Here is a 24,088-nt window from a genome sequence, read left to right as displayed (position 1 = left end):
CCCCACACCCGCCGCGGCGGGTGGCGGCACGGGCATCCGCCGTGGTCACCCCCGGTCCGGGGGGTCCGCCACGGGCCAGTAGAGTGCGGTTCCACCCCCTTCCCCCGAGGTACCGCGCCATGAGCCCCCTGCCACTCCCCATCGCGACGACCGGGCCGCCCGTCACGGTCGTCGGCATCGGCGCGGACGGCTGGGCCGGGCTCACCGGTACCGCCCGGGCCGCCCTGACCGCCGCCGAGGTGCTGATCGGCGGGCCGCGCCAGCTGGAGCTGCTGCCCGACGCCGAGTGCGGGGGCGAGCGGGTGCCGTGGCCGAGCCCGCTGCGCCCGGCCGTCCCCCGACTCCTGGAGAAGTACGCGGAGCAGCGGATCGCGGTGCTGGCGAGCGGGGACCCCATGTTCTACGGGATCGGCCGCGCCCTGTCCGAGGAGCTGGGCGCGGACGCCCTGCGGGTGCTCCCGCACCCCTCGTCCGTGTCCTACGCGTGCGCACGCGCGGGCTGGCCGGTGGAGGACACCGAGGTGGTGACCGTCGTGGGCCGCCCGGTGGCCCGACTCGCCGCGGCCCTGCACGAGGGCCGCCGGGTCCTGGTGCTCAGCGCCGGCGCGGGCAGCCCGGGCGAGATCGCCGCCCTGCTGCGGGAGCGCGGCTTCGGCCCGAGCCGGATGCGGGTCATGGAACGGCTCGGATCCGCCGACGAGCGTACGTACGAGGGCGCGGCCGACGGCTGGGAACACACACCCGGCGACCCGCTGAACGTGGTGGCCGTCGACTGCCGCCGGGCCGCGGGCGCGCAGCGCCTGGGCGCCGGCCCGGGCCTGCCCGACGCCGCCTACGAACACGACGGCCAGCTCACCAAGCGCCACGTCCGGGCCGCGACCCTCGCGGCCCTGGCGCCCGCGCCCGGGGAACTGCTCTGGGACATCGGCGGCGGCTCCGGTTCCATCGGCATCGAGTGGATGCGCACCCACCCGTCCTGCCGGGCGGTCACGGTCGAGCGCGACCCGGAGCGGGCGGCGCGGATCAGCCGCAACGCCGACGCCCTGGGCGTACCGGCCCTGCGCGTCGTCCTCGGCGCCGCACCGACGGCCCTCGACGCACTGCCCGTGCCCGACGCGGTGTTCATCGGCGGCGGGCTGACCGCGCCGGGGCTGCTCGACGCGGTGTGGTCGGCCCTGCCGGTGGGCGGCCGACTCGTGGCGAACACGGTCACGCTGGAGTCGGAGGCGCTGCTCGCGCGGTGGTACCGGCGCCACGGCGGCGACCTGGTCAAACTCGCCGTCGCGCACGCGGTGGCGGTCGGCGGCTTCACGGGCTGGCGCCAGGCCATGGCGGTCACCCAGTGGTCGGTGACGAAGGCGGCGCAGGACACACAGCAAGCACTGGACGCACAGGACGCAGGAGAGGACCGCACATGACCGTGTACTTCATCGGAGCGGGCCCCGGGGCCGCCGACCTGATCACGGTGCGCGGCGCGCGTCGGCTCGCGGCCAGTCCGGTCTGCCTGTACGCGGGCAGCCTGGTCCCGCGCGAACTGTTGGCCGAATGCCCGCCGGACGCCCGGCTGATCGACACCTCACAGCTCGACCTGGACCAGATCCTGGCCGAGTTGACCGCCGCGCACGCGGCCGGGCTGGACGTGGCGCGGCTGCACTCCGGCGACCCGTCCGTCTTCAGCGCGGTCGCGGAACAGATGCGGCGGCTGGACGCGGCCGGAATCCCGTACGAAGTCGTCCCGGGCGTACCGGCGTTCGCCGCGGCGGCCGCGGCGCTGAAGCGGGAGCTGACGGTGCCGACGGTGGGCCAGACGGTCATCCTGACCCGGATCGCCCAGCAGGCCACCCCGATGCCGGCGGGCGAGGACCTGGCGACCCTGGGCCGCAGCGGGGCGCTCCTGGTGCTGCACCTGGCCACGCGCTACGTCGACCGCGTGGTCGACGAACTGACGCCGCACTACGGGGCCGAGTGCCCGGTGGCGGTGGTGGCGATGGCCAGCCGCCCGGACGAACTGATCCTGCGCGGCACGCTGGCGGACATCGCGGACGCGGTGAAGTCGGCGGGCCTGGTCCGCACGGCGGTCATCATCGTGGGCCGCACCCTGGCCGCCGACCAGTTCCCGGACAGCCACCTCTACTCCCCCACCCGCAACCGCCATGCCTGCTGACCCCCACCCCCCCGAGCCAACCCCCACCCCGGCCGCGCCACATCCCATCCCGGCCGCGCCGAATCCAGCCCGTCCGGCGTTTGAGGACCCGCCGGAGGCCACACCGACCCGCACGGGCCCCACGGCCCAGGCCGCGCCGAATCCAGCCCGTCCGGCGTTTGAGGACCCGCCGGAGGCCACACCGGCCCCCACGGGCCCCACGACCTCGACCTCGGCTACGGCCACGGCCACGGCCACGGCCACGGCCACACCGAACCCACCCCACCCGCCGGAGGCACCGGCACCCCGCCACGTCCTGATCCTCGGCGGCACCACCGAGGCCCGCCACCTCGCCGAAACCCTCGCCGCGCACGCCCCCGACCTCCAGGTCACCAACTCCCTGGCCGGCCGCGTCACCCGCCCCACCCACCCCCCGGGAACCACCCGCATCGGCGGCTTCGGCGGCCCCGACGGCCTCGCCGCCTGGCTGCGCGCGCACGACGTCGACACCGTGGTCGACGCCACGCACCCCTTCGCGGAGCGGATGAGCTTCAACGCGGCCACCGCCTGCGCCGCGACCGGCACCCCCCTGCTGGCCCTGCGCCGCCCCACCTGGGAACCGTCCGACGGCGACGACTGGCACCACGTCCCCACCCTGGCCGCGGCCGCCGCCGCCCTGCCCGCGCTGGGCGGCCGCGCGTTCCTGACCACCGGACGGACGGGGCTCGCCGCCTTCGCCCACCTCGACGCGACCTGGTTCCTGGTCCGCTCGGTCGACGCCCCGACGGCCCCCGTCCCCCGGCGGATCGAAGTCCTGCTGGACCGGGGCCCGTTCACCCTCGACGGCGAGCGCGCCCTGATCCGGGAGCACCGGATCGACGTCCTGGTGACCAAGGCCAGCGGCGGCTCCGCGACCGCTCCGAAACTGGCCGCCGCCCGCGAGGCCGGCATCCCGGTGCTCGTGGTCGACCGGCCACCGGTCCCGCAGGGGGTACCGGTGGCCACTTCCGTCGACGCCGCCGCGTCCTGGCTGCGCGGACGCTGACGCGCAGGCGCAGGCGCAGACGCCCGCACCGCCTACTCGGGGTAGCGCCGCGGCGTCCAGACGATCTGCCGCCCGTCACCGCGCCGGACCACCCGCGTCTGGGACGAGCCGATCAGCAACAGCGTCCGCATGTCCACCTGTTCGGGGTCCAGGTCCGCGAGCCGCACGATCCGGACGGACTGCTCGGGCCCGCCCACGTCCCGCGCCAGCACCACCGGGGTGTCCGGGCCGCGGTGCTCCAGCAGCAGCTCCCGGGCCTTGCCCACCTGCCACGTACGGCTGCGCGAGCCGGGGTTGTACAGGGCGATGACCAGGTCGGCCCCGGCCGCCGCGTGCAGCCGCTCCGCGATCACCTCCCACGGCTTGAGCCGGTCGGAGAGGGAGATCGTGGCGTAGTCGTGGCCGAGCGGCGCACCCGCCGCGGCGGCCGCCGCGTTGGCCGCGGTGACCCCGGGCAGCACCCGGACCGGGACGTCCCGGTGCTCCTCCTGCGAGGCCACCTCCAGGACGGCCGTGGCCATGGCGAAGACCCCCGGGTCGCCGCCGGAGACCACCGCGACGCGCTGCCCGCGCCGGGCCAGGTCCAGGGCGAACTCGGCCCGTTCGGACTCGACCTTGTTGTCGGAGCCGTGCCGTACCTGACCCGGTCGTACGGGCACCCGGTCCAGGTAGGTCGTGTAGCCGACCAGCACGTCCGCGTCGGCCAGCGCCCGCCGCGTCTCGGGGGTCAGCCACAGCGGACCGGCCGGTCCGGTGCCCACCACCACGACCTCGCCGACCGCGTCGGGCGCGACCGCGGGCCGGGAGCCGGGGTTGCCGATCCGGCTCGGCAGCACGGCGACCGCGAAGTACGGGACCGTCTCGGGGTCCGTGTCGGCGAGCATGCCGGTGCGCTCACCGGCCATCGTCGCGCGTTCGACGTAGCGCGCCTCGGGCAGCCGCCCGGACTTCTCCATCGCCCGCCGCACGGCGGGGAAGGTGCGGCCGAGCTTCATCACCACGGCCGAGTCGGTGGCCGCCAGACGGGCCGTCAGTTCCTCCTCGGGCAGCGTGCCCGGCAGGATCGTCAGCACCTCCTCGCCCTCGACGAGGGGGGTCTGCAGACGGGCCGCGGCGGCGCTGACGGAGGTGACCCCCGGGATCACCTCGGTCGCGTAGCGGTCGGCGAGCCGCTTGTGCATGTGCATGTACGAGCCGTAGAAGAGCGGGTCGCCCTCGGCGAGCACGGCCACGGTCCGGCCCGCGTCGAGGTGCACCGCGAGGCGGGCCGCGGACTCCTCGTAGAACTCCTCCATCGCCCCCTGGTAGCCGCCGGGGTGATCGGTGCTCTCGGTGGTGAGCGGGTAGACCAGCGGCTCCTCCACGTGGTCCGCGCGCAGGTGGGCGGCCGCGATGGAGCGGGCGATGGAGCGCCCGTGGCGCGCGCTGTGGTAGGCGACGACGTCCGCCTCCGCGATCACCTGGACCGCGCGCAGGGTCATCAGCGAGGGGTCGCCGGGGCCGAGGCCCACGCCGTAGAGCCGTCCGGCCCCGGTCTGCGTGCCGGTGGTGCTCATTCTTCCTCGCTCGCGATCGCGTTGATGGCTGCGGCGGCGATGGCGCTGCCGCCGCGCCGCCCCCGGACGATCAGGTGGTCCAGCCCCGAGGGGTGGGCGGCGAGCGCGTCCTTGGACTCGGCGGCGCCGATGAAGCCGACGGGCACTCCGATGACGGCGGCCGGGCGGGGAGCGCCCTCCTCGATCATCTCCAGCAGCCGGAAGAGGGCGGTGGGCGCGTTGCCGACCGCGATCACCGAGCCCTCCAACAGGCCGCGGTCGCGCCACAGTTCGAGTGCGGCGGCGCTGCGCGTGGTCCCCATCTTCGCGGCGAGGTCCGGTACGGCCGGATCCGACAGGGTGCAGATCACCTCGTTGTCGGCGGGCAGCCGCTTGCGGGTGACCCCGCTGGCGACCATGCGCACGTCGCACAGGATGGGCGCCCCGGCGTTCAGCGCGGCGCGGGCGCGCAGCACGACGTCCGGCGTGTATCCGAGATCCTTCGTGAGGTCGGTCATCCCGCACGCGTGGATCATGCGTACGGCGACCTGCGACACCGAGGCCGGCAGCCCGGCGAGATCCGCCTCGGCGCGGATGGTGGCAAAGGACTGGCGGTAGATCGCGGCGCCGTCCTTCTCGTACTCGAACACTGTGTACTCGCTCATCTCTTCACTACGTCTGCTGCTGAACCTGCTGGAACTTCTGGAACTTCTGGATCTGCTGCATCTGCTGGAACTGCTGGGTTTGCTCGGGCTGTTACCGCTGCCGCGGCTTCCGCGAGGGCGGCGGTCAGGTCCCGGGTGGTGGCCGGTACCTCGACACGCACCGGCCGATGCCCTGGACCCGACCCGCCGACCACGGCGAGGTCGTACCCCCGCGGCCCGGCGACCAGGTCCACCCAGGCGGCGGCGCGCGGATGTCCGCACCGCCGCTCGCAGCCGGACCAGTGCACGGGCGCCGCCCCGGTCGCGGCGCCGGCCCGTGCCGACACGGCCCGCGCGTCGGCCCGTACGTCCGCCAGCGCCTTCGCGCAGCCCGGCCGGCCGGTGCAGGCGCTCACGTTCTCCCACGGGTCGCCCGGCGCGGTGACCAGCCCGGCCGCGGCGAGTCGGGCGAGGGCCGCCGGCGCCGTGGCGGCGGCGACCCCGGGGACGACGATCCCGCGCCAGGGGGTGAGCCGCAGGGACCCGGCCGCGGCGGCGGCCGTGGCGGCCAGCAGGCGCCACTGGTCGCCGGTCAGCCGTCCCAGCGGGGCCACCACCGAGAGCGCCGCGCGCTCCGCGTCGGGGCCCGCCACCAGCCCGGGTACGGGGCTGCCGGGGCCGGGGCCGGTCCGTGCCGCGAATCCTTCGGCGCGCTCCGCCGCGATCCCCCGCGCGCGCAGGCGGGTCAGCAACTCACCTGATTCCAGCTGGTGTTCGGCGGGGAGTTCACTCACCCGCCACGCCTTGGTCCCGGCCGCGCGCACCGCGTCGAGGAAGTGTTCGGCGACCGTCAGCGCGGCGCGGGGCGCGTCCTGGTGGTCGACGCGGACCGCGTCGCCGTCGTCGTGCGTCCACAGCACGGCCTCGCCCGTGCGCAGCGCGAGGACGTGCACGTCGGGGGCGAGCGAGGTCACATCGCCGCGACCGTCGTCGAGGGCGAAGAGGAAGCGTCCGGACAGCGCGGCGGCCGCCGGGCTCGCGCACAACAGCCGGTCCAGCTCGCCGACCCAGGGCGTGACGTCGGTGCGCCGCTGCCGGTCGAGCCCGGACAGCGGCGACGCCACGATGTTGCGGACGCGTTCGTGGGTGGCGGCCGCTGCGGGCAGCAGGGCGGCGGCGGCCAGCAGGGCGGCGAGTTCGCCGCCGCAGCCCGCGCCGAGACCGCGCAACTGCGCGTTGCCGCGCGAGGTGAGGTCGAGGTGGCCGTCCCCCAGCCGGTCCGCCGCATCTGCCAGGGCGACGGCCGCGTCGGCCGTGAGCAGACCGCCGGGGATCCGGATCCGGGCGAGGTGCCCGTCGTCCGCCGCGTGCAGGCGCAGCGCACCGGGGCAGGCGTCACCGCGGTCCCGTATGACGGGTTCGTCCCGGGGCGCGGCGGAGGAGGGCGGGGGCATGGCGGCGAGCATACCCACGATCCGCGCCGCCCGACCTGTGTCCGTCACCACGCCGCCCGCGGCCCCGCTCCCGCCCGCCGCCGCCCCCGTCACGCCCCTCCCCCGCGCCCCCGGCGCCCCCGGCACGGCGCCCCCTGTCGCACCCGACCCCGGCCCCCACCTGCCATTCGTCCGCGCAGCCGCCTAGGATGACCCCTCGACGGGCCATTCGGCCCGTCATCGCCGAGGACGGCGACATGGGAGGAAGCCCGGTGCGATTCCGGCGCGGTCCCGCCACTGTGAACCCGGCAGCTGCCCACGGCGCCTCCGGGTGAGTCAGGAACTCCCGTCGTCCTCACTGCCCGGGGCGCGGAAACCCCGAGGAAGGCCCGCCGCCGCATGATCCTGCTGCTGTCGACGTCCGACACCGATCTGCTCAGTGCCCGCGCCTCGGACGCCGGCCCGGTCCCGTACCGGTTCGCGAATCCTTCCCGGCTCCCCCTCGACGACCTCCCCGCGCTGCTCGACGGCGTGGACCTGGTCGTCGTACGCCTCCTCGGCGGCCTGCGCGCCTGGCAGGAGGGGCTCGACCTGCTCCTCGCCGCCGACCAGAGCCGGCCGGTCGTCGTGCTGACCGGCGAACAGGCCCCGGACGCCCAGCTGATGGAGGCGTCCACCGTCCCCATCGGCATCGCGGCGGAGGCGCACGCCTACCTCGCGCACGGCGGCCCCGCCAACCTGGAGCAGTTGGCCCGCTTCCTGTCCGACACGGTGCTGCTCACCGGCCACGGCTTCGAGCCGCCCGCGGCCGCCCCCACCTGGGGCCGACTGGAGCGCGCGGCGGAGCCCGCCGCCGGTCCCCGGATCGCGGTGCTCTACTACCGCGCCCACCACATGAGCGGCAACACCGCCTTCGTGCACGCCCTCTCGGACGCCGTCGAGCAGGCGGGCGGCGTCCCCGTGCCGCTGTACGTCTCCTCGCTGCGCTCCCCCGAGCCGGAGCTGCTGGCCGAGCTGGCGACGGTGGACGTCATCGTGACCACGGTCCTCGCCGCGGGCGGCACCCGCCCCGCCGAGGCCTCGGCCGGCGGAGACGACGAGTCGTGGGACGCGGGCGCGCTCGCCGCCCTCGACGTGCCGATCCTGCAGGCGCTGTGCCTGACCGGTTCGCGCAGCGCGTGGGAGGAGAGCGACGAGGGCCTGTCCCCGCTCGACTCGGCCAGCCAGGTCGCGGTGCCGGAGTTCGACGGCCGCCTGATCACGGTCCCCTTCTCCTTCAAGGAGATCGACGAGGACGGCCTGCCGGCGTACGTCGCCGATCCCGAGCGCGCCGCCCGTGTCGCCGGGATCGCCGTGCGCCACGCCCGGCTGCGGCACACCCCGAACGCCGAGAAGCGGATCGCGCTGGTCCTCTCCGCGTACCCCACCAAGCACTCCCGCATCGGCAACGCGGTCGGTCTCGACACCCCCGCCAGCGCCGTCGCGCTGCTGCGCCGGCTGATCGCGGAGGGCTACGACTTCGGGCCCGTCGAGGAGATCCCCGGCCTGGTCTCGGGCGACGGCGACGAGCTGATCCGCGCGCTGATCGAGGCGGGCGGCCACGACCAGGACTGGCTCACCGAGGAGCAGCTGGCCCGCAACCCCGTCCGGATCCCGGCCGCCGACTACCGGCGCTGGTACGGCGCCCTGCCCGCCGAGCTGCGCGAAGGCGTCGAGGAGCACTGGGGCCAGGCCCCCGGCTCGATGTTCCTGGACCGCTCGCGCACCACGACCGGCGGCGACCCCGACGGCGACATCGTGCTGGCCGCGCTGCGCCGCGGGAACCTCCTCATCGTGATCCAGCCGCCGCGCGGTTTCGGCGAGAATCCGATCGCGATCTACCACGACCCCGACCTGCCGCCCTCGCACCATTACCTCGCCGCCTACCGCTGGATCCAGGCCGCGGCCGAGGACGGCGGCTTCGGCGCCGACGCCATGATCCACCTGGGCAAGCACGGCAACCTGGAGTGGCTGCCCGGCAAGAACGCCGGCCTGTCGGCCTCCTGCGCTCCGGACGCCGCGCTCGGCGACCTGCCGCTCGTCTACCCGTTCCTGGTCAACGACCCGGGCGAGGGCACCCAGGCCAAGCGCCGCGTGCACGCGACCCTGGTCGACCACCTGGTGCCACCGATGGCGCGCGCGGAGTCGTACGGCGACATCGCGCGCCTGGAGCAGCACCTGGACGAGTACGCGCAGATCTCCTCCATGGACCCGGCCAAGCTGCCGGCCATCCGGGCCCAGATCTGGACCCTGATCCAGGCCGCGAAGCTCGACCACGACCTGGGCCTCGCGGCCCGGCCCGACGACGACGGCTTCGACGACTTCCTGCTGCACGTCGACGGCTGGCTGTGCGAGGTCAAGGACGCCCAGATCCGCGACGGCCTGCACGTGCTGGGCGGCGCCCCGGCGGGCACGGACCGGGTCAATCTGGTCCTGTCCATCCTGCGCGCCCGCCAGATCTGGGGCGGTACGACGGCGCTCCTGGGCCTGCGCGAGGCGCTCGGCCTGGACGAGGCCGCGCCGACCCGCACCTCGGCGGACGAGGTGGAGGCCACGGCCCGCGCCCTGGTCGAGGCCATGGAGGCCGCCGACTGGGCCCTGTCCGCCGTCGCCACGGTCGCCGCGGGCCACCCGGCCGGGGTCGCGGACATCCTCGCCTTCGCGGCGACCGAGGTGGTCCCGCGCCTGGCGGCCACCACGGACGAGCTGACGCACGCGGTGCACGCCCTGGCGGGCGGCTTCGTCCCGGCGGGCCCGTCCGGTTCGCCGCTGCGCGGGCTGGTGAACGTGCTCCCCACCGGCCGCAACTTCTACTCGGTGGACCCCAAGGCCGTGCCCTCCCGCCTCGCGTGGGAGACCGGCCAGGCCCTCGCGGACTCGCTGCTGACCCGCTACCGCACGGACAACGGCGAATGGCCCGCCTCCGTCGGCCTGTCCCTGTGGGGCACGAGCGCCATGCGCACGGCGGGCGACGACGTGGCCGAGGCGCTCGCACTGCTCGGTGTCCGCCCGGTGTGGGACGAGGCCTCGCGGCGCGTCACGGGTGTCGAGGCCATCCCGCTGGAGGAGCTGGGCCGTCCGCGCATCGACGTCACGCTGCGCATCTCGGGCTTCTTCCGCGACGCGTTCCCGCACGTCATCGGCCTGTTGGACGACGCGGTGCGGCTGGCGGCGGGGCTGGACGAGCCCGCCGAGGACAACTTCATCCGGGCGCACGCCCAGGCGGACCTGGCCGAGCACGGCGACGAACGGCGCGCGACGACCCGCATCTTCGGCTCGCGCCCGGGCACCTACGGCGCGGGCATCCTCCAGCTGATCGACTCGCGCGACTGGCGCACCGACGCCGACCTGGCGGAGGTCTACACGGTGTGGGGCGGCTACGCCTACGGCCGCGGCCTGAACGGCCGCTCCGCGCGCACCGAGATGGAGACGGCGTACAAGCGCATCACGGTGGCCGCGAAGAACACGGACACCCGCGAGCACGACATCGCCGACTCGGACGACTACTTCCAGTACCACGGCGGCATGGTGGCCACCGTCCGCGCGCTGCGCGGCACGGCCCCCGAGGCGTACATCGGCGACTCGACCCGCCCGGAGACGATCCGCACCCGCACCCTGGTGGAGGAGACCTCCCGGGTCTTCCGCGCCCGCGTGGTGAACCCGAAGTGGATTGAGGCGATGCGTCGCCACGGCTACAAGGGCGCCTTCGAGCTGGCGGCCACCGTGGACTACCTCTTCGGGTACGACGCCACGACCGGCGTGATCGCCGACTGGATGTACGACAAGCTGACGCAGACGTACGTGCTGGACCCGGAGAACCGCGCCTTCCTGGAGGAGGCCAACCCCTGGGCGCTGCACGGGATCGCCGAGCGTCTGCTGGAAGCGGAATCCCGCGGCATGTGGGAGAAGCCGGATGCCGAGACGCTGGAGGCCCTGCGCCAGGTGTACCTGGACACGGAGGGCAACTTGGAAGCGGAAGCGGAGTAGCGGCTCGCGGCTGGCGCATCCTGGGACGCATGTGCCATTACTGCGGCTGCCGCGAGATCCCGTTGATCAAGGAGTTCATCGCTGAGCACGAGGCGGTGACGAACGCGGCGGGCGACGCCCTGCGCGCCCTGGACGCGGGGGACCTCCCCCGCGTCCGCGCCCTCGTCTCCTCGATGACCGACGTCCTCCTCGCCCACTGGAAGGGTGAGGAGGACGGCTTGTTCGCGGTCATGTCGCAGGATCCCGAGTACGCGGACTACATCGCCGCCCTGACCGGCGAACACCGGGAGCTGGCGGCCTTCCTGGCCGACCTGGACCTCGCCTCGTCGGCGCAGGTGGCCCTGCTCCGCACCGCGGTCGCGGACCTCCACCAGCACATCGCGAAGGAGGAGGACGGCCTCTTCCCCGCCTCCCTCACCGCCCTGACGGGCGACGAGTGGGACCTCTCCATCGCGGCCTGGCGCACGGCCCACCCGGGCGCCGAGCTGAGTCCGGCGGGCTGACGGGCGCCGCGTGCCCGCGCCCCCGTCGTCCCCGAGGGCACGACGGGGGCGCGGCCCGCACTACTTCGGGGTGACCAGGGTCCGTTCGGCGCCGAAGGCGGCGCCGGTGTGCGCGTACATGGTGGTCTCGCCGTCGGACCAGCGGATGAGCAGGTCGTCGGCCCAGCCGTTGGAGTCGTAGCTGCCCGCCGTCATCACGACGTCGTGGGTCCAGATGCTCTGCGGCGGAGCCATCTGGATCTCGTTGCCGATGCCGCCGGGTCCGGTCTCCTGGAACTGCGAGACCCGACCGTCCGACCAGCGCACCAGGGTGTCCCAGTTCGCGCCGCCGGTGAAGTCGCCCGCGGTGACCAGGGTGGCCTGCTTCCAGTTGTCGTTCGCGGCCAGCAGCTGGTGCTCGACGCCGAAGCCCCGGTCACCGACGGCGGTGTAGTCGGTGAGTTCGCCGTCGCTCCAGCGCACCAGCAGGTCGCTCACGTTGTTCGCGGTGCCGAAGTTGCCCGCTGCGATCTGGTCGGCGTGGCTCCACACGGAGCCGGAGTCGGCCAGCTTGATGCCGCCGCCCACGCCGTTCGCGCCGATGTCGGGCAGGATCCGCACCTCACCGTTGCTCCAGACGGCCAGCAGGTCGTAGCCGCTGCCGCCGGAGAAGTCGCCCCCCGTCAGGGACTTGACGCCCTGCCAGGTCGGTCCGGGAGCGGCGAGCCGGCGTTCCCCCGCGAAGCCGCCCGTGCCGTCACCGGTGTAGAGCGTCACCTCGCCGTCGGTCCACACCACGACGAGGTCGCCCTTGCCGTCCCCGGTGTACTCGCCGGAGGCCAGCAGGCGGGCGTGCGACCAGGTCTCGCCGTTGCCCATGGAGTAGGGCAGCGCGGGCTGTTGGTAGCCACCGGCGCGGTTGATGTGCTGGCCCTGCTTGGCCTCGTCGTAGAGGCGGAAGAACCAGTCGCCGTGCATGGGGCTGTAGGAGTTCTCGTTGTAGGCCGGGTCACTCTTGTCGGCCTTCGGGCCGCCGCCGTTGAAGCCGCCGACGTTGCCGATGATCTCGCCGACGCCCGAGGTCCAGTCGATCTTCGAGAACCAGGGTCCGCCGGACACGCCGTCCCACATCCCGGCGCACTTGGCCGCGATCTGGTAGAAGCCCGGCAGCCACTCCGTGCGGACCGGGCAACGCACCGCGTGGTCCTCGGGGTTGTGGTTGGAGGGGTACCCGACCATGGTGACGTCGTTGATGTATCCGGGGGTGCGGACGAGCGTGTTGCCGCCCACCACGTCCTGTGCGTTCCTGCCCGCCGAGGACGGCTGCAGTCGGCCGAAGGCGAAGTCCAGGTCCGAGACCGCGGCCATGCTGTTCTTGACGTAGCGGTTGTCCCGGAAGAAGTCCGCGACCCGGTAGAAGCCGTAGGTCTGCTTGTCGAGGGTGTACTCGGTGCGGTACCAGGGGACGAAGACCACCGCGCCGCCGAAGGTGCAGTGCCCCGCGGTGAGGATCAGGTTGCGGCCCGGGCTGTCCACGACGCTGGCCGAGCAACTGTGCGCGCGCATCTCACCGGTGTCCGGATCGGCGTCGTAACTGAACAGGACGCCGACGGACTTGGGCCCGAGGATGTGCTCCGCGGTCGGCATCGAGGCGGCCGCGGACAAGGAGCCGGGCTTGGGCAGCTTGGGCGCCTTGGGCGCCGTGGAGGGTGCGGGTGCGGTGCGGGCGCCCGGCGCCGCGGCGGGCCGGGCCGGGTCGACGGCCGACGTCATGCGCTCGCGCGTCCAGAACCGGACGGCGTCCGCGTCCGTCCAGGTCACGGAGGCCGCCGTCGGGGATCCGCTCGGGGATCCGCTCGGCGAGGGGCTGGACGACGGGCTGGGCGACGGGCCGGGCGAGGCTCCGTTCGAGGCGTTCGGCGCGGGGGAAGCGGACGTCCGGGGCGCGGGCGCCTGCGGGCGCGCGGGCGTGCGCGTCGGGGAGGCGGAGGCCGCCGCCGAGGGCGTCGGGGCCGGGGTGGCCGCGGGCTCGGCCCGGGCGACGAAGCCGCCGCCCGCCAGGATCAGCACGGCGCCGACCACCGAGACGCCGAAGCGGCGTATGCGATCGGATGAGGAGTGCAAGGGGTGCAAGGGGTGCAAGGGGTGCAAGGTTCACTTTCCGGATTCACGAAGCAGGACACGGGACGAAGGAAATACGAAGGAAATACGCAGAGAAATGGTCAGGGGCATGACAGACCGGACCGGTGGGCCGGGCGGGCGGGCACAGGTCGCGTCGGGTCGGATCGCATCGGGTCGGCGGGAGCGGGGCGGCGTTACGCCTGGTGTGCTCCTCCGCGGCGCCGCCGCACGATCACCGTCCGGACCACCGCGGCGAGGACGAGCAGCCCGGCGGCGGCCCCACCGCCGATCAACCAGGGTTTCGGGTCCGTCACCGGCTCACCGGCGATGGTCACCCGCCGGGTGGTGGTCTCCTTGCCGTGGTGGCTGACCACGGTCATGTCGTAGGTGCCCGGTCGCACACCGTGGCGGACGCGGGCGTGCCCCGAGAAGACGGTGCCGCCGTCGTCGCACTTGCAGCCCGGATCGTCCGGACCGTTGCGCACGATCTTCAACGGCCGCTCGAACACCGGCGACTTGACCAGCAGGGAGCTCTCGCCGTCCGCGGCCCGGTAGTCGGTCAGGACCACCACGGCCTCGGCCCCCGGACGGACGGCGACCGACGCGTCGCCGCCCAGGAACTCCTCCCGCGGGCCGAGGACGAAGCGCGTGATGTCCGCCGAGCCCGGCGCGACGACCGTCAGCGGGGCGGTCACGACCGTACGGCCCCCACTGGTCAGGGTGACGGTGTAGGTCCCGGGGGCGATGTCCGCGCGGACGCGGTAGGTGTGCTCCTGGTCGGCGGGGCGGCCGTTGCCCGGCCCGCCTCCGGGCAGCCCGGGCGGCTCGGGGACGAGGGGGACCGGCTCCACCAGCGCGGGCGAGGAGGCGACCGCCTCCGTCCAGCCCTCGGGCATGCCGGCGACGCCGATCCAGATCGGGCCGCCCGTCTCCACGAATTGGAAGGGTCCGGAGAAGCCCAACTGGGGCCCGGCGTCCGCGGCGGGCGCCGTGGTGGCCGGGGAGGACGACGCCGAGAGCGAGGACGGGGAGGTCGTCGCCGAGGGCACCGGAGCGGGCGTTGCGGCCCGGGCGGACCCCGCGAGGCCCACCGGGCCGAGCGCGCCGAACAGGACGAGTCCGGTCAGGCACACCGCCCTGGCTGCCCCGCGAAACGGCTGTCGCATCCGGTCTTCCTTCCCCCTGGACCCGCGGCGCCCGGAGCCGACCGGCCCCCGAACCGCCATCGTCGGATCATGGGTGCACTCTGCCAAGTCCGCGCGCCGATCTCCATCACATTCCCGCCCCGGCGCGCTCCCGAACGACCCTCCCGTCACCTGATGAAGTGAACTCCCCCTCGTCTCCCCCGCGCCCCGGGCGGGGCCGTGCTGATCTCGTGCGGGGGCGCGCGGTGGACCTGCCCCCGCGCCCCCGACGAAAGGCCGACCCTCCCGTGACGCAGCCGTTCGAACTGCCCGACTTCTACGTGCCGTACCCGGCGCGCCTGAACCCCCACCTCGAATCGGCCCGCGCCCACACCAAGCGGTGGGCGCGCGACCTGGAGATGCTGGAGGGGTCCGGGGTCTGGGAGGAACACGACCTCGACTCGCACGACTACGCGCTGCTCTGCTCCTACACCCACCCCGACTGTGACAGCGAGGCCCTCTCCCTCGTCACCGACTGGTACGTCTGGGTCTTCTTCTTCGACGACCACTTCCTCGAAATGTTCAAGCGCTCCCAGGACCGCGACGGCGCCAAGCAGTACCTGGACCGGCTCGCCGGCTTCATGCCCATGGACCTGGCCGACGGCTTCCCGCGGGCCACGAACCCGGTGGAGGCCGGCCTCGCCGACCTCTGGGCGCGGACGGTCCCGCACATGTCGATGGACTGGCGGGAACGGTTCTCCTTGAGCACGAAGAACCTGCTCAACGAGTCGATGTGGGAGCTCGCCAACATCAACATCGGGCGGATCGCGAACCCGCTGGAGTACATCGAGATGCGCCGCAAGGTCGGCGGCGCCCCCTGGTCCGCGGGCCTGATCGAGTACGTGTCCGCCGAGGTGCCCGCCCGGATCGCGCACTCGCGCCCGCTCGGGGTGCTGCGCGACGCCTTCTCGGACGCCGTGCACATCAGGAACGACATCTTCAGCTATCAGCGCGAGGTGGCCGACGAGGGCGAACTCTCCAACGCCGTGCTCGTCCTGGAGACCTTCCTGGAGTGCGGCACCCAGGAGGCGGCCGAGGCCTCCAACGACCTGCTCACCTCCCGGCTCCAGCAGTTCGAGCACACCGCGCTCGCCGAACTCCCCCAGCTCTTCGCCGACCACGCCATGGACCCCGCCGAGATCGCGGCGGTCCTCGCCTACACCAAGGGCCTCCAGGACTGGCAGTCCGGCGGCCACGCCTGGCACCTGGTCTCCAGTCGCTACATGAACGAGGGGGCGCGCTCCGCCGCCCCCCTCACCCTGCCCTTCCTCCCCTCCGGCTTCGCCGCCGCCGCCGTCGACGTCCGCTCGGTGTTCGCCCCGCGCGCACAGGACATGCGCCGCCGCTCCTTCACCCACGTCCCGCACGAGCGCACCGGCCCGTCCGTGATCCCGGACCTCCGCATGCCGTTCCCCCTCGCGCTCAGCCCCCACCACCAGCACGCGCTGGAGGAGTCGGTGGCCTGGTGCCGCCGGATGGGCCTGCTCGACCCGCAGCCCGGCGACCCCGCCTCCGCGATCTGGACCGAAGCCAAGCTCCGGGGCTACGACTTCGCGCTCTGCTCCGCCGGGATCGACCCCGACGCCACGCCCGAAGCCCTCGCCCTCAACGCGTGCTGGCTGAGCTGGGGGACGTACGGCGACGACTACTACCCCGTCGCCTTCGCGCGGCCGAAGAACCTGGCCGCCGCCAAGGCGGCCACCGCCCGGCTGATCGGCGTCATCCCGGTGGACCCCGCCGAGGCGCTGGTCCCGGTGACCGCGCTGGAGCGGGGGCTGGCCGACCTGTGGCAGCGCACCGCCGCCGACATGGACCACGTCGTGCGCGGCGAATTCCGGGCCACGCTCGTGGACATGCTGCAGAGCTGGCTGTGGGAGGTGGAGAACCAGGTCCTGAACCGGATCCCGGACCCCGTCGACTACGCCGAGATGCGGCGCGCCACCTTCGGCAGCAACCTCACGATGTACCTGTGCCGGCTCGGACGGGCCGGCCGCGGCATCCCCGAGGAGATCTACCGGTCGGGGATCATCCGCTCCTTGGAGAACGCGGCGGCCGACGCGGCCTGCCTGATCAACGACATCTTCTCCTACCAGAAGGAGATCGAGGTCGAGGGCGAGGTGCACAACTACGTGCTCGTCACCCGGAACTTCTTCGACATCGACTACCCCCGTGCGCTGCACATCTGCCACGCCCTCCAGACTCAGCGCACCGAGGAGTTCGAGCACATCGCGCGGACCCAGCTGCCGCTCCTCTACGACGACTGGAAGCTCGACCGGGAGGCCCGGGCCGGGCTCGACGGCTACGTCCACGAGCTGGAGGACTGGCTCGCGGGCATCTTGAACTGGCACCAGAAGGCCCGGCGTTACCGCGAGGAGGACCTGGACCGGCCCCTGGCGGACCAGAAGGGGCCGGGATCCACGGCCGGACTCCCCCTGTGGGGACCGGACTTCGGGATGTCGGCGGTCCGAGCGATCGACTCGCTCAGGACCTCCCTGACTCCCTGACCCTAGAACTCGTCGGCGGTGTGCGGCGACAAGCGGGTGCGCAGGGCGTCGTCCAGGGCCGCCGCCGCGCCCGCCGTCCGCTCCTCGGCGAGCCCGGCGCAGACCAGTTCCACGAGCCGGGTCCCGCCGAGGTAGCAGGCCGCCAGGTCGCGGACGTCGAGCGCCAGGTCCGCGGTCGCACCGGTGGCCTCGTACGTCGCCCCGTCCGGCCCGGCCACCAGTCGGAACCGACCCGCGTTGGCGGGCAGGCGTACGTCGGCCACCTCCAGCACCAGATCGACCGGCGCCGCCCAGCTACGGGCGGTCAGCGCCGCCCGTACGTCGACGAGCCGCAGCCACAGCGCCGGGAACTCGCCGGTCACCCGCACCTGGTCGCGGTCGGCGGCGAAGTGCAGCAGCGGGTCGTCGGCCGGGCGGCCCCAGGCGACCACCCTGCCGGTCAGGTCCAGGGCGGCCAGGCAGCTCCACAGGGCGGCGGCCACGGCCGGGGTGTCCGCCTCCAGTTCGTCGACCTGGACCAGTCCGGGGACCTTGAGGGGGCCGCGGTCGTCCTCCGGCTTCGTGCGGTAGAGGACGTACCCGGCCAGGGGGTGCCCGGCCTCCCCCACCGCGATGATCCTCGGCGGGCTCAGCTCCTCGTCCTCCTCGTCCTCCTCCCGCAGCCATTCCTCGCGCCAGCGGTAGGCGTCGCGGGTCGGGCGGCCGGCCCGCGCGACCCGGGAGGCCTCGTGGTAGGGACCGAGGACGGCCGGGGCGTCGGCCGGGTCGATCAGGCGCAGCGGGCGCCCGTCGGGGGTGATGCGCAGGGCGAGCGGGCGGGTGGAGTCGATCTCGATGGTGGCGCCGCGGGTCGCCGAGCCGTAGCCGAAGCGGCCGTAGATGAGGGATTCGGAGGCCCACAGCGCGGCGAGGGGCCGCCCCGCGGCGGCCGTGCGGCGCAGCATCTCCTGCATCAGCGCGGTCAGGACGCCGCGGCGCCGGTGGGTGGGGGCGACGGAGACGAAGGTGAGTCCGGGGCAGGGCAGGTCCGCCCCGGGCACCGAGAGCCGGAAGTCGTGCGCGGCCATGAAGCCGACCAGCACGTCGCCGTCGTAGGCGGCGAGCCGCTCGCACCCGAGCAGCATCGTGTGATGGTGCTCGCGCACCTCCTTCTCGGGGCGGTCGTGGAAGACCATGTACGCGAGTTCCAGGGCGCGGTCGATATCCGCCTCGGGCACCTCACGAATCTCCACCGACTTGTCTCCGCTCCGCTCCGCACGCATGTCCACCATGATCGGGAGACTAATCGCTCATTGCGGACTGGTCACCTCAAAATGGCTGGATTCGCCTGCCTGACGAGTTCGAGTGCCTGGTCCGGGAACCAGGCCCCCGCCTTGGGATCCACGACCGCGCGCTCGGGGTCGAGCGGACCCGCGGTGCCGCGCAGGCAGTTTCCGTCGGATGCGCCGGGTGTCTTGATCCAGAGCCGGGCGTCCTCCAGCGGGTCGCCGGTGTCCGTGGTCGGGCGGGCGCCGAGGCCCCGGCCGGGCGGGTTGCACCACTCCTGCGGCTCCCGGTACTTGCCCGCGGGGGCGGTCCAGGCGCCCCGGCCGTTGCGACTGGTGTCGCTGACGTAGTGCTTCATGCGAGCCCGGGCGGTGGCGTCGAGGTGCGCGGCGAGCCAGGCCCGCGCCTCGGCGCGCGGGCGCCACTGGTCGGGGCAGTCGGCGACGCGGCCGCCGGCCTCGACGTGGACCAGGCAGGCCGAGACGAGGGTGGCGAACCAGCTGCCGGCCTCGTCGGAGTGGTAGTTGGAGACGTTGACGGCGAAGCCGGTGGCGCCGGCGACGCCCGCCTGACGGAGCCGGGGCACGATGGTGTTGACGGTGTGCCAGGCGGCGTGTCCCGTGTCGAGGTACACGTCGGTGGCGGGCCCGGCCGCCAGCGCCCGGACCGCGTACCCGATCTCCGCGTAGCGGGCGGCGGTCCGGGTCCGGCCCGGCTCGTCGGTCGACCCCGCGCCGGTCGCGCCGGCGCCGCCGACGGACGGTGCGCACTCGCGGGGCAACAGGGCGAGGGAATCGGGCTCCAGGACCACGGCCACCGGACGGTCCTCGATCCCGCGGACGACCGCGTCGATCCAGGCCCGGTAGGCCTTGCCGTCGGCGGCGCCGCCCGCGGAGTACTGGGAGCAGTCCCGGCCCGGCACGTTGTAGAGCGCCAGCACGGGCAGCGCCCCCTGCCGGGCGGCTCGCGTGGTCACGGCCCGCGCCTCGGCCTCCGCGCGGGCGGGGCTCTGGTCGCCGAGCCAGACGGCGTGCGGGGTGGCGGCCATCGCGGTGATCCCGGCGGCCTCCCGCGGGTGCCCGGCGGCGATCAGTTCCCGGGCCTGGCGAGCGGCCCCGGGGTCGGCGGCGGGGGCGAAGAGCGGCCGGCCCGGACCGGAGGCGGCCCGGGCCGGGCCGGGCGCGGGGAAGGGGGCGGGGCCGTACGACGTGGCCGCGGACGCCGGTGCGGTGAGCGCGGCGAGGACGGCGACGAGCAGGCCCGTACGGGCGAGGTGTCGGTGGCGCATGCCCCACGACGCTCGCGCAGCCGCGCCGCCCGGGTCAAGCGCCGTTACCCGGGCGGCCGAACGGAGCAACCCGTGTGGGTTCGCGCTCGCGCCGTTCTCACCGGTTCCCGCCGGCCCGCGCCCGTCAGTGCGCGGCCGGGCCCGTCCAGAGCGCCGGGACGTGACCGAGCCGGACGCGCTGCGGGTGGTCCCCGACCGGGACGGAGACCCGCTTGGCCCCGGTGGCGAAGTCGATGGCCGTGATCCGGTCGGCGCCGCTCTCGGAGATCACGCAGCCCGTCCCGTCCCCGTCGACCGTGGCCCAGTACGGCTTGTCGGCGGGCACCAAGGGCCCCTCGGCGAGGGTGGCCCGGTCCACGACCGTCGCGTAGTCGTCCATGGTTCCCGCGATGCAGAGCTTGGCGCCGTCGGGGCTCATCGACATGCCGTGGTGGCGGGAGTCGTTGACCCAGGTCGTGCGGTCGCTGTTGGTGGCCGGGTTGACGGGGAGGGTCTTGATCCGGGTGATCCGGTCGGTGGCCACGTCGTACTCCAGGAAGCCGTTGAAGAAGGACACCTGGAAGTAGAGCTTCGACTCGTCGGGGCTGAAGGACATGGGGCGGACCGCGTCGGAGAGGTCCGAGCGGCCGAAGGCGGCGAGCCGCGCGCGCATGTCGATCACGCGGACGGTGCGGAAGGTCTGCGCGTCGACGACCGTGATCTTCCGGTCGCCCTTCGTCCAGTCCAGCCATGGCGCGTCCAGCGCGGAGGTCACGTCACCGATGGAGCTGTTCCACAGGTACCGGCCGTCGTGGGTGAAGGTGTTCTCGTGCGGCTTGTCGCCGGTGCCGAAGGAGCCGAGCTGGCGTCCCGTGGCGATGTCCAGGACGTGCACGGTGTTGGCGGTGGAGGCGGAGACCGCGACCCGGGACCCGTCCGGCGACACCGCCATGTGGTCGGCCCGGTATCCCGCGACCGGGAAGCGCCAGTTGATCCGGCCCGTCCGCACGTCGACGGAGACGACGTCGGCGAAGCTGGGGCGGGAGACGACGACGGCGCTGCCGTCCGGGGTGGTGTACATGTCGTCCACGAACTGGTCGTGGCCCTCGCCCGCGGTGGTGCGGATCCCCAGGAAGAAGCCGAGCTTGACCGGGTTCAGGTAGATCTCCCGGAGCCGCTCCTCCTTGTCCGGGATCACGTTGATGCGACCCACCTTGCCGAGCTCCCCGGTGGAGGCGAGCACGTCGGCGGTCCCCTCCCAGTTGTTCCCGACGAAGAGGACCTCCCGCAGGGCGGCGGGGTCGGCCGTGGCGGTGACCGTGGCGGTGGCGGCCGCGGGCGCCGGGCCCGCCGCGAGCAGGGCCGCGGCCAGGGCGCAGACGGCCGAGAGGACGCGTACTGAGGAGGTCCGGGACATTCGCTCAACTCCGTTGCGGGAAGGCGCTGTTACCGGCGGGTAAAATAGGGGGAACGGCAAAAGGACGCAACCCCCGTGGGGTCACGTCCTGTGCTCGGTGCGTGGATCCTTCGTGGATCCGTGGTCACCGCTTCAAGCGACGACGCCTATCCGGCCGACGACGGCGGCCGAGCCGTCGTGGTGGATCGGGGTGTGCGCGCCGGTGAGGGCGCGTCCGCTGCCGCCGCGCCGGCTGGCGACGATCTCGGCGGCGATGGACAGGGCCGTCTCCTCCGGGGAACGGGCGCCCAGGTCGAGGCCGATGGGCGAGCGCAGCCGCGCCAGCTCCAGCTCGGTGACGCCGACCTCGCGCAGCCGCGCGTTGCGGTCCTCGTGCGTGCGCCGCGATCCCATCGCGCCGACGTAGGCCACCGGGAGCTTCAGGGCCAGTTCGAGCAGCGGCACATCGAACTTGGCGTCGTGCGTCAGCACGCACAGGACCGTACGGGCGTCCACCGAGGTGGCCGCCAAGTACCGGTGCGGCCAGTCGACCACGATCTCGTCGGCATCGGGGAAACGGTTCTTCGTCGCGAACACCGGCCGCGCGTCGCAGACCGTGACGTGGTAGCCGAGGAACTTGCCCACTCGCACCAGCGCGGAGGCGAAGTCGATGGCACCGAAGACGATCATCCGCGGCGGCGGCACGCTCGACTCGACCAGGACGGTGATGGGACGGCCGCAGAGCCGCCCGTCGGCGCCCATTTCCAGGGTCGCGGTCCGACCCGCGTCCAGCATCGCGCGGGCCTCTTCGGCCACCGTGCGGTCCAGCTCGGGGTGGCCGCCGAGGCCGCCTTCGTACGGCCCCTCGGAGCGGACCAGGATCGCCCGGCCCATCAGCTCGGCGGGACCGTCGGTGATCCGGGCGATCGCGGCCGCCTCGCCCTTGGCGGCGGCGGCCAGCGCGGCCTCGAAGACGGCGCGGGCCGGGGAGTTCACGGGGAGCGGGGTGACCAGGATGTCGATGATTCCGCCGCAGGTCAGACCTACGGCGAAGGCATCGTCGTCGCTGTACCCGAAGCGCTCCTGGACGGTTTCGCCGTCTTCGAGCGCCTGCTGGCACAGCTCGTACACCGCGCCCTCCACGCACCCGCCGGAGACCGAACCGATCGCGGTGCCCTCGCTGTCGACGGCGAGGGCCGCTCCGGGCTGCCGGGGTGCGCTGCCGCCGACCGCCACGACCGTGGCGACGGCGAAGTCACGTCCCTGCTCGACCCACCGGTTGAGTTCTTCGGCGATGTCCAGCATTGCGGCCTCCTCGGAGGTTCGGTTTCCGGTGACAGGATTGCGTGGAGGGTTCAAGAGTGGTGCATCAGGCCGGGACGGCTCAGCCGACGCCGAGCCAACCCTCGATCGGGTGGAGCGCGTAGAAGACCACGAAGATCACGGTCAGCGCCCACATGAAGCCACCGATCTCCCGCGCCTTGCCCTGCGCCACCTTGATGGCGACGTACGAGATGACACCGGCGGCGACACCAGCGGTGATCGAGTACGTGAAGGGCATGAGCACGACGGTCAGGAAGACCGGGATGGCGGTGGCCGTGTCGGACCAGTCCACGTGGCGGGCGTTCTGCATCATCATCGCGCCGATGACGACCAGGGCGGCCGAGGCGACCTCACCCGGGACGATCTGGGTGATCGGGGTGAAGAAGAGGCAGGCCGCGAAGAGCAGACCCGAGATGACGGAGGCGAAGCCCGTACGGGCACCCTCGCCGACGCCGGTCGCGGACTCGACGAACACGGTCTGGCCGGAGCCGCCCGCGATGCCGCCGATGGCGCCACCGGCACCGTCGATGAAGAGCGCCTTGGACAGGCCCGGCATGCGGCCCTTGTCGTCGGCGAGCTTGGCCTCGGTGCCGACGCCGATGATGGTGGCCATCGCGTCGAAGAAGCCGGCCAGCACCAGGGTGAAGACGATCATGCCGACCGTCATCACGCCGACGTCGCCCCAGCCGCCGAACTCGACCTTGCCGAAGAGCGAGAAGTCGGGCATGGAGACCGCGGAGCCGGTGAGCTCCGGGGCGCCGCTGCGCCAGGCCTTGGGGTCGATGTCCGCCACGGCGTTGAGGATGACCGCGAGGACGGTTCCGGAGACGATGCCGATCAGGATCGCACCGGGAACCTTGCGTGCCTGCAGCATGAAGATGGTGAGCAGGGTCACGGCGAAGATCAGGACGGGCCAACCGGCGAGCTCACCGGTGGCGCCCAGGCTCACGGGGGGACCGAATTCGGAGCCGTGGCCCACGAAGCCGGCCTTCACGAGGCCGATGAGGGCGACGAACATGCCGATGCCCATGGTGATGGCGTGCTTGAGCGCGAGGGGGATCGCGTTCATGATCATCTCGCGGAGGCCGGTGACGACCAGGAGACAGATCACCACGCCGTACATGACGCACATGCCCATGGCCTGCGGCCAGGTCATGTGGGGCACGACCTGCGAGGAGAGCACGCCCGAGACGGAGAGACCGGCGGCGAGGGCCAGCGGCACCTTGCCGATGAAGCCCATCAGGAGGGTGGTCAGGGCGGCGGCGAAGGCCGTGGCCGTGATCAGGGCCTTCTGGCTCAGGGTGTCGCCCGCGACGTCCTTGCCCGAAAGGATCAGGGGGTTGAGCAGGAGGATGTACGCCATCGCCATGAAGGTGGTGACGCCGCCGCGCACTTCTCGCGAGACGGTGGATCCGCGGTGCGTTATGTGAAAGTACCGGTCGAGCCAAGAACGCCCGGCGGGTGTGAGAGAGCCGTCGCCGGCCTCTTCCGCGGTGGTCTTGGGCTCCACAGACGACTGGGTCATGGTGCCTAACTCCCAAGGTTCAAAGGGGCACCCGCAGAAAAGATTGGAGACGCGGGATTTGGGATGGTGCGTTTGGCTGCACGACCCGGGGGACGGCCCGAGACGAAGCAAGTGAGCTGCTCTTGTACTGCTGCTACTTCGTTACCACTGGTACTGCCTGTAACTGCTGGTACTGCGGTTACTGCTGGTGTTGC

General features: G+C 73.4%; 16 protein-coding genes and 1 riboswitch. Of the genes, 6 read left to right on the top strand and 10 right to left on the bottom strand.

Annotation, left to right across the window (positions count from 1 at the left end):
- The first annotated feature begins 119 nt into the window (after positions 1–119).
- The 3 genes from cbiE (at position 120) to ACIBEA_RS39475 (ending at position 3,188) form a co-directional block, all read left to right on the top strand.
- Positions 120–1,418, top strand: coding sequence for a precorrin-6y C5,15-methyltransferase (decarboxylating) subunit CbiE (gene cbiE / locus ACIBEA_RS39485; RefSeq protein WP_399268399.1), 1,299 nt, complete (start codon positions 120–122; stop codon positions 1,416–1,418).
- Positions 1,415–2,164, top strand: a complete 750-nt coding sequence (cobM, locus tag ACIBEA_RS39480) for a precorrin-4 C(11)-methyltransferase (RefSeq protein WP_399268397.1) — start codon at positions 1,415–1,417, stop codon at positions 2,162–2,164. The genes cbiE and cobM overlap by 4 nt, the downstream gene beginning before the upstream one ends.
- Before the next feature lie 295 nt (positions 2,165–2,459).
- A complete protein-coding gene (locus tag ACIBEA_RS39475) occupies positions 2,460–3,188 on the top strand; it encodes a cobalt-precorrin-6A reductase (RefSeq protein WP_399268447.1) in 729 nt (242 codons plus the stop codon).
- 32 nt (positions 3,189–3,220) lie between these two features.
- On the opposite strand, the gene ACIBEA_RS39470 is transcribed toward ACIBEA_RS39475, so the two are convergent.
- From ACIBEA_RS39470 to cobG, 3 genes are read right to left on the bottom strand one after another with little or no spacing between them, the layout of a single operon-like run.
- On the bottom strand, positions 3,221–4,744 hold the full coding sequence (locus tag ACIBEA_RS39470; protein WP_385775807.1) for a precorrin-2 C(20)-methyltransferase: 1,524 nt from the start codon (positions 4,742–4,744) through the stop codon (positions 3,221–3,223).
- Positions 4,741–5,388, bottom strand: a complete 648-nt coding sequence (locus ACIBEA_RS39465; RefSeq protein ID WP_399268395.1) for a precorrin-8X methylmutase — start codon at positions 5,386–5,388, stop codon at positions 4,741–4,743. Before ACIBEA_RS39465 ends, ACIBEA_RS39470 begins: the two co-directional genes overlap by 4 nt.
- Positions 5,385–6,821 (bottom strand): precorrin-3B synthase, encoded by a 1,437-nt coding sequence (gene cobG, locus ACIBEA_RS39460; protein ID WP_399268393.1) that lies wholly within the window; start codon positions 6,819–6,821, stop codon positions 5,385–5,387. The genes ACIBEA_RS39465 and cobG overlap by 4 nt, the downstream gene beginning before the upstream one ends.
- Positions 6,822–7,061: 240 nt before the next feature.
- Positions 7,062–7,146: riboswitch (cobalamin riboswitch) on the top strand.
- Positions 7,147–7,199: 53 nt separating this feature from the next.
- Here cobG and cobN point away from each other — a divergent pair.
- Both cobN and ACIBEA_RS39450 read left to right on the top strand, forming a co-directional pair.
- Positions 7,200–10,826, top strand: coding sequence for a cobaltochelatase subunit CobN (cobN, locus tag ACIBEA_RS39455; RefSeq protein WP_399268391.1), 3,627 nt, complete (start codon positions 7,200–7,202; stop codon positions 10,824–10,826).
- 29 nt (positions 10,827–10,855) lie between these two features.
- Complete coding sequence (locus ACIBEA_RS39450) at positions 10,856–11,329, top strand: hemerythrin domain-containing protein (RefSeq protein ID WP_399268389.1); 474 nt, start codon at positions 10,856–10,858, stop codon at positions 11,327–11,329.
- A gap of 60 nt (positions 11,330–11,389) precedes the next feature.
- Here ACIBEA_RS39450 and ACIBEA_RS39445 read toward each other — a convergent pair whose 3' ends face one another.
- Positions 11,390–13,432 carry a trypsin-like serine peptidase gene (locus ACIBEA_RS39445; protein WP_399268387.1) on the bottom strand — a complete coding sequence of 681 codons (2,043 nt, stop codon included), beginning with the start codon at positions 13,430–13,432 and terminating at the stop codon, positions 11,390–11,392.
- A gap of 191 nt (positions 13,433–13,623) precedes the next feature.
- Positions 13,624–14,595 (bottom strand): hypothetical protein, encoded by a 972-nt coding sequence (locus ACIBEA_RS39440; protein ID WP_399268385.1) that lies wholly within the window; start codon positions 14,593–14,595, stop codon positions 13,624–13,626.
- 266 nt (positions 14,596–14,861) lie between these two features.
- On the opposite strand from ACIBEA_RS39440, the gene ACIBEA_RS39435 reads away from it, so the two are divergent.
- Entirely contained in the window at positions 14,862–17,117 is a 2,256-nt protein-coding gene (locus ACIBEA_RS39435; protein WP_399268383.1) for a germacradienol/geosmin synthase, read from the top strand.
- A 2-nt stretch (positions 17,118–17,119) separates the two neighbouring features.
- Here ACIBEA_RS39435 and ACIBEA_RS39430 read toward each other — a convergent pair whose 3' ends face one another.
- The 5 genes from ACIBEA_RS39430 to ACIBEA_RS39410 form a co-directional block, all read right to left on the bottom strand.
- A complete protein-coding gene (locus ACIBEA_RS39430; RefSeq protein WP_399268381.1) occupies positions 17,120–18,388 on the bottom strand; it encodes a GNAT family N-acetyltransferase in 1,269 nt (422 codons plus the stop codon).
- A gap of 32 nt (positions 18,389–18,420) precedes the next feature.
- Positions 18,421–19,671, bottom strand: a complete 1,251-nt coding sequence (locus ACIBEA_RS39425) for a glycoside hydrolase family 6 protein (protein WP_399268379.1) — start codon at positions 19,669–19,671, stop codon at positions 18,421–18,423.
- Positions 19,672–19,795: 124 nt separating this feature from the next.
- A complete protein-coding gene (locus tag ACIBEA_RS39420; protein WP_399268378.1) occupies positions 19,796–21,067 on the bottom strand; it encodes a YncE family protein in 1,272 nt (423 codons plus the stop codon).
- Positions 21,068–21,199: 132 nt separating this feature from the next.
- Complete coding sequence (locus ACIBEA_RS39415) at positions 21,200–22,351, bottom strand: XdhC family protein (protein ID WP_399268376.1); 1,152 nt, start codon at positions 22,349–22,351, stop codon at positions 21,200–21,202.
- 79 nt (positions 22,352–22,430) lie between these two features.
- Positions 22,431–23,894, bottom strand: coding sequence for an NCS2 family permease (locus ACIBEA_RS39410; protein WP_399268374.1), 1,464 nt, complete (start codon positions 23,892–23,894; stop codon positions 22,431–22,433).
- Positions 23,895–24,088 lie beyond the last annotated feature (194 nt).

The organism is Streptomyces sp. NPDC051555, assembly GCF_044454405.1.
GTDB lineage: Bacteria > Actinomycetota > Actinomycetes > Streptomycetales > Streptomycetaceae > Streptomyces.
Note: the sequence above shows the minus strand (reverse complement) of the source record. Positions and strands in the feature narration are given on the sequence as shown.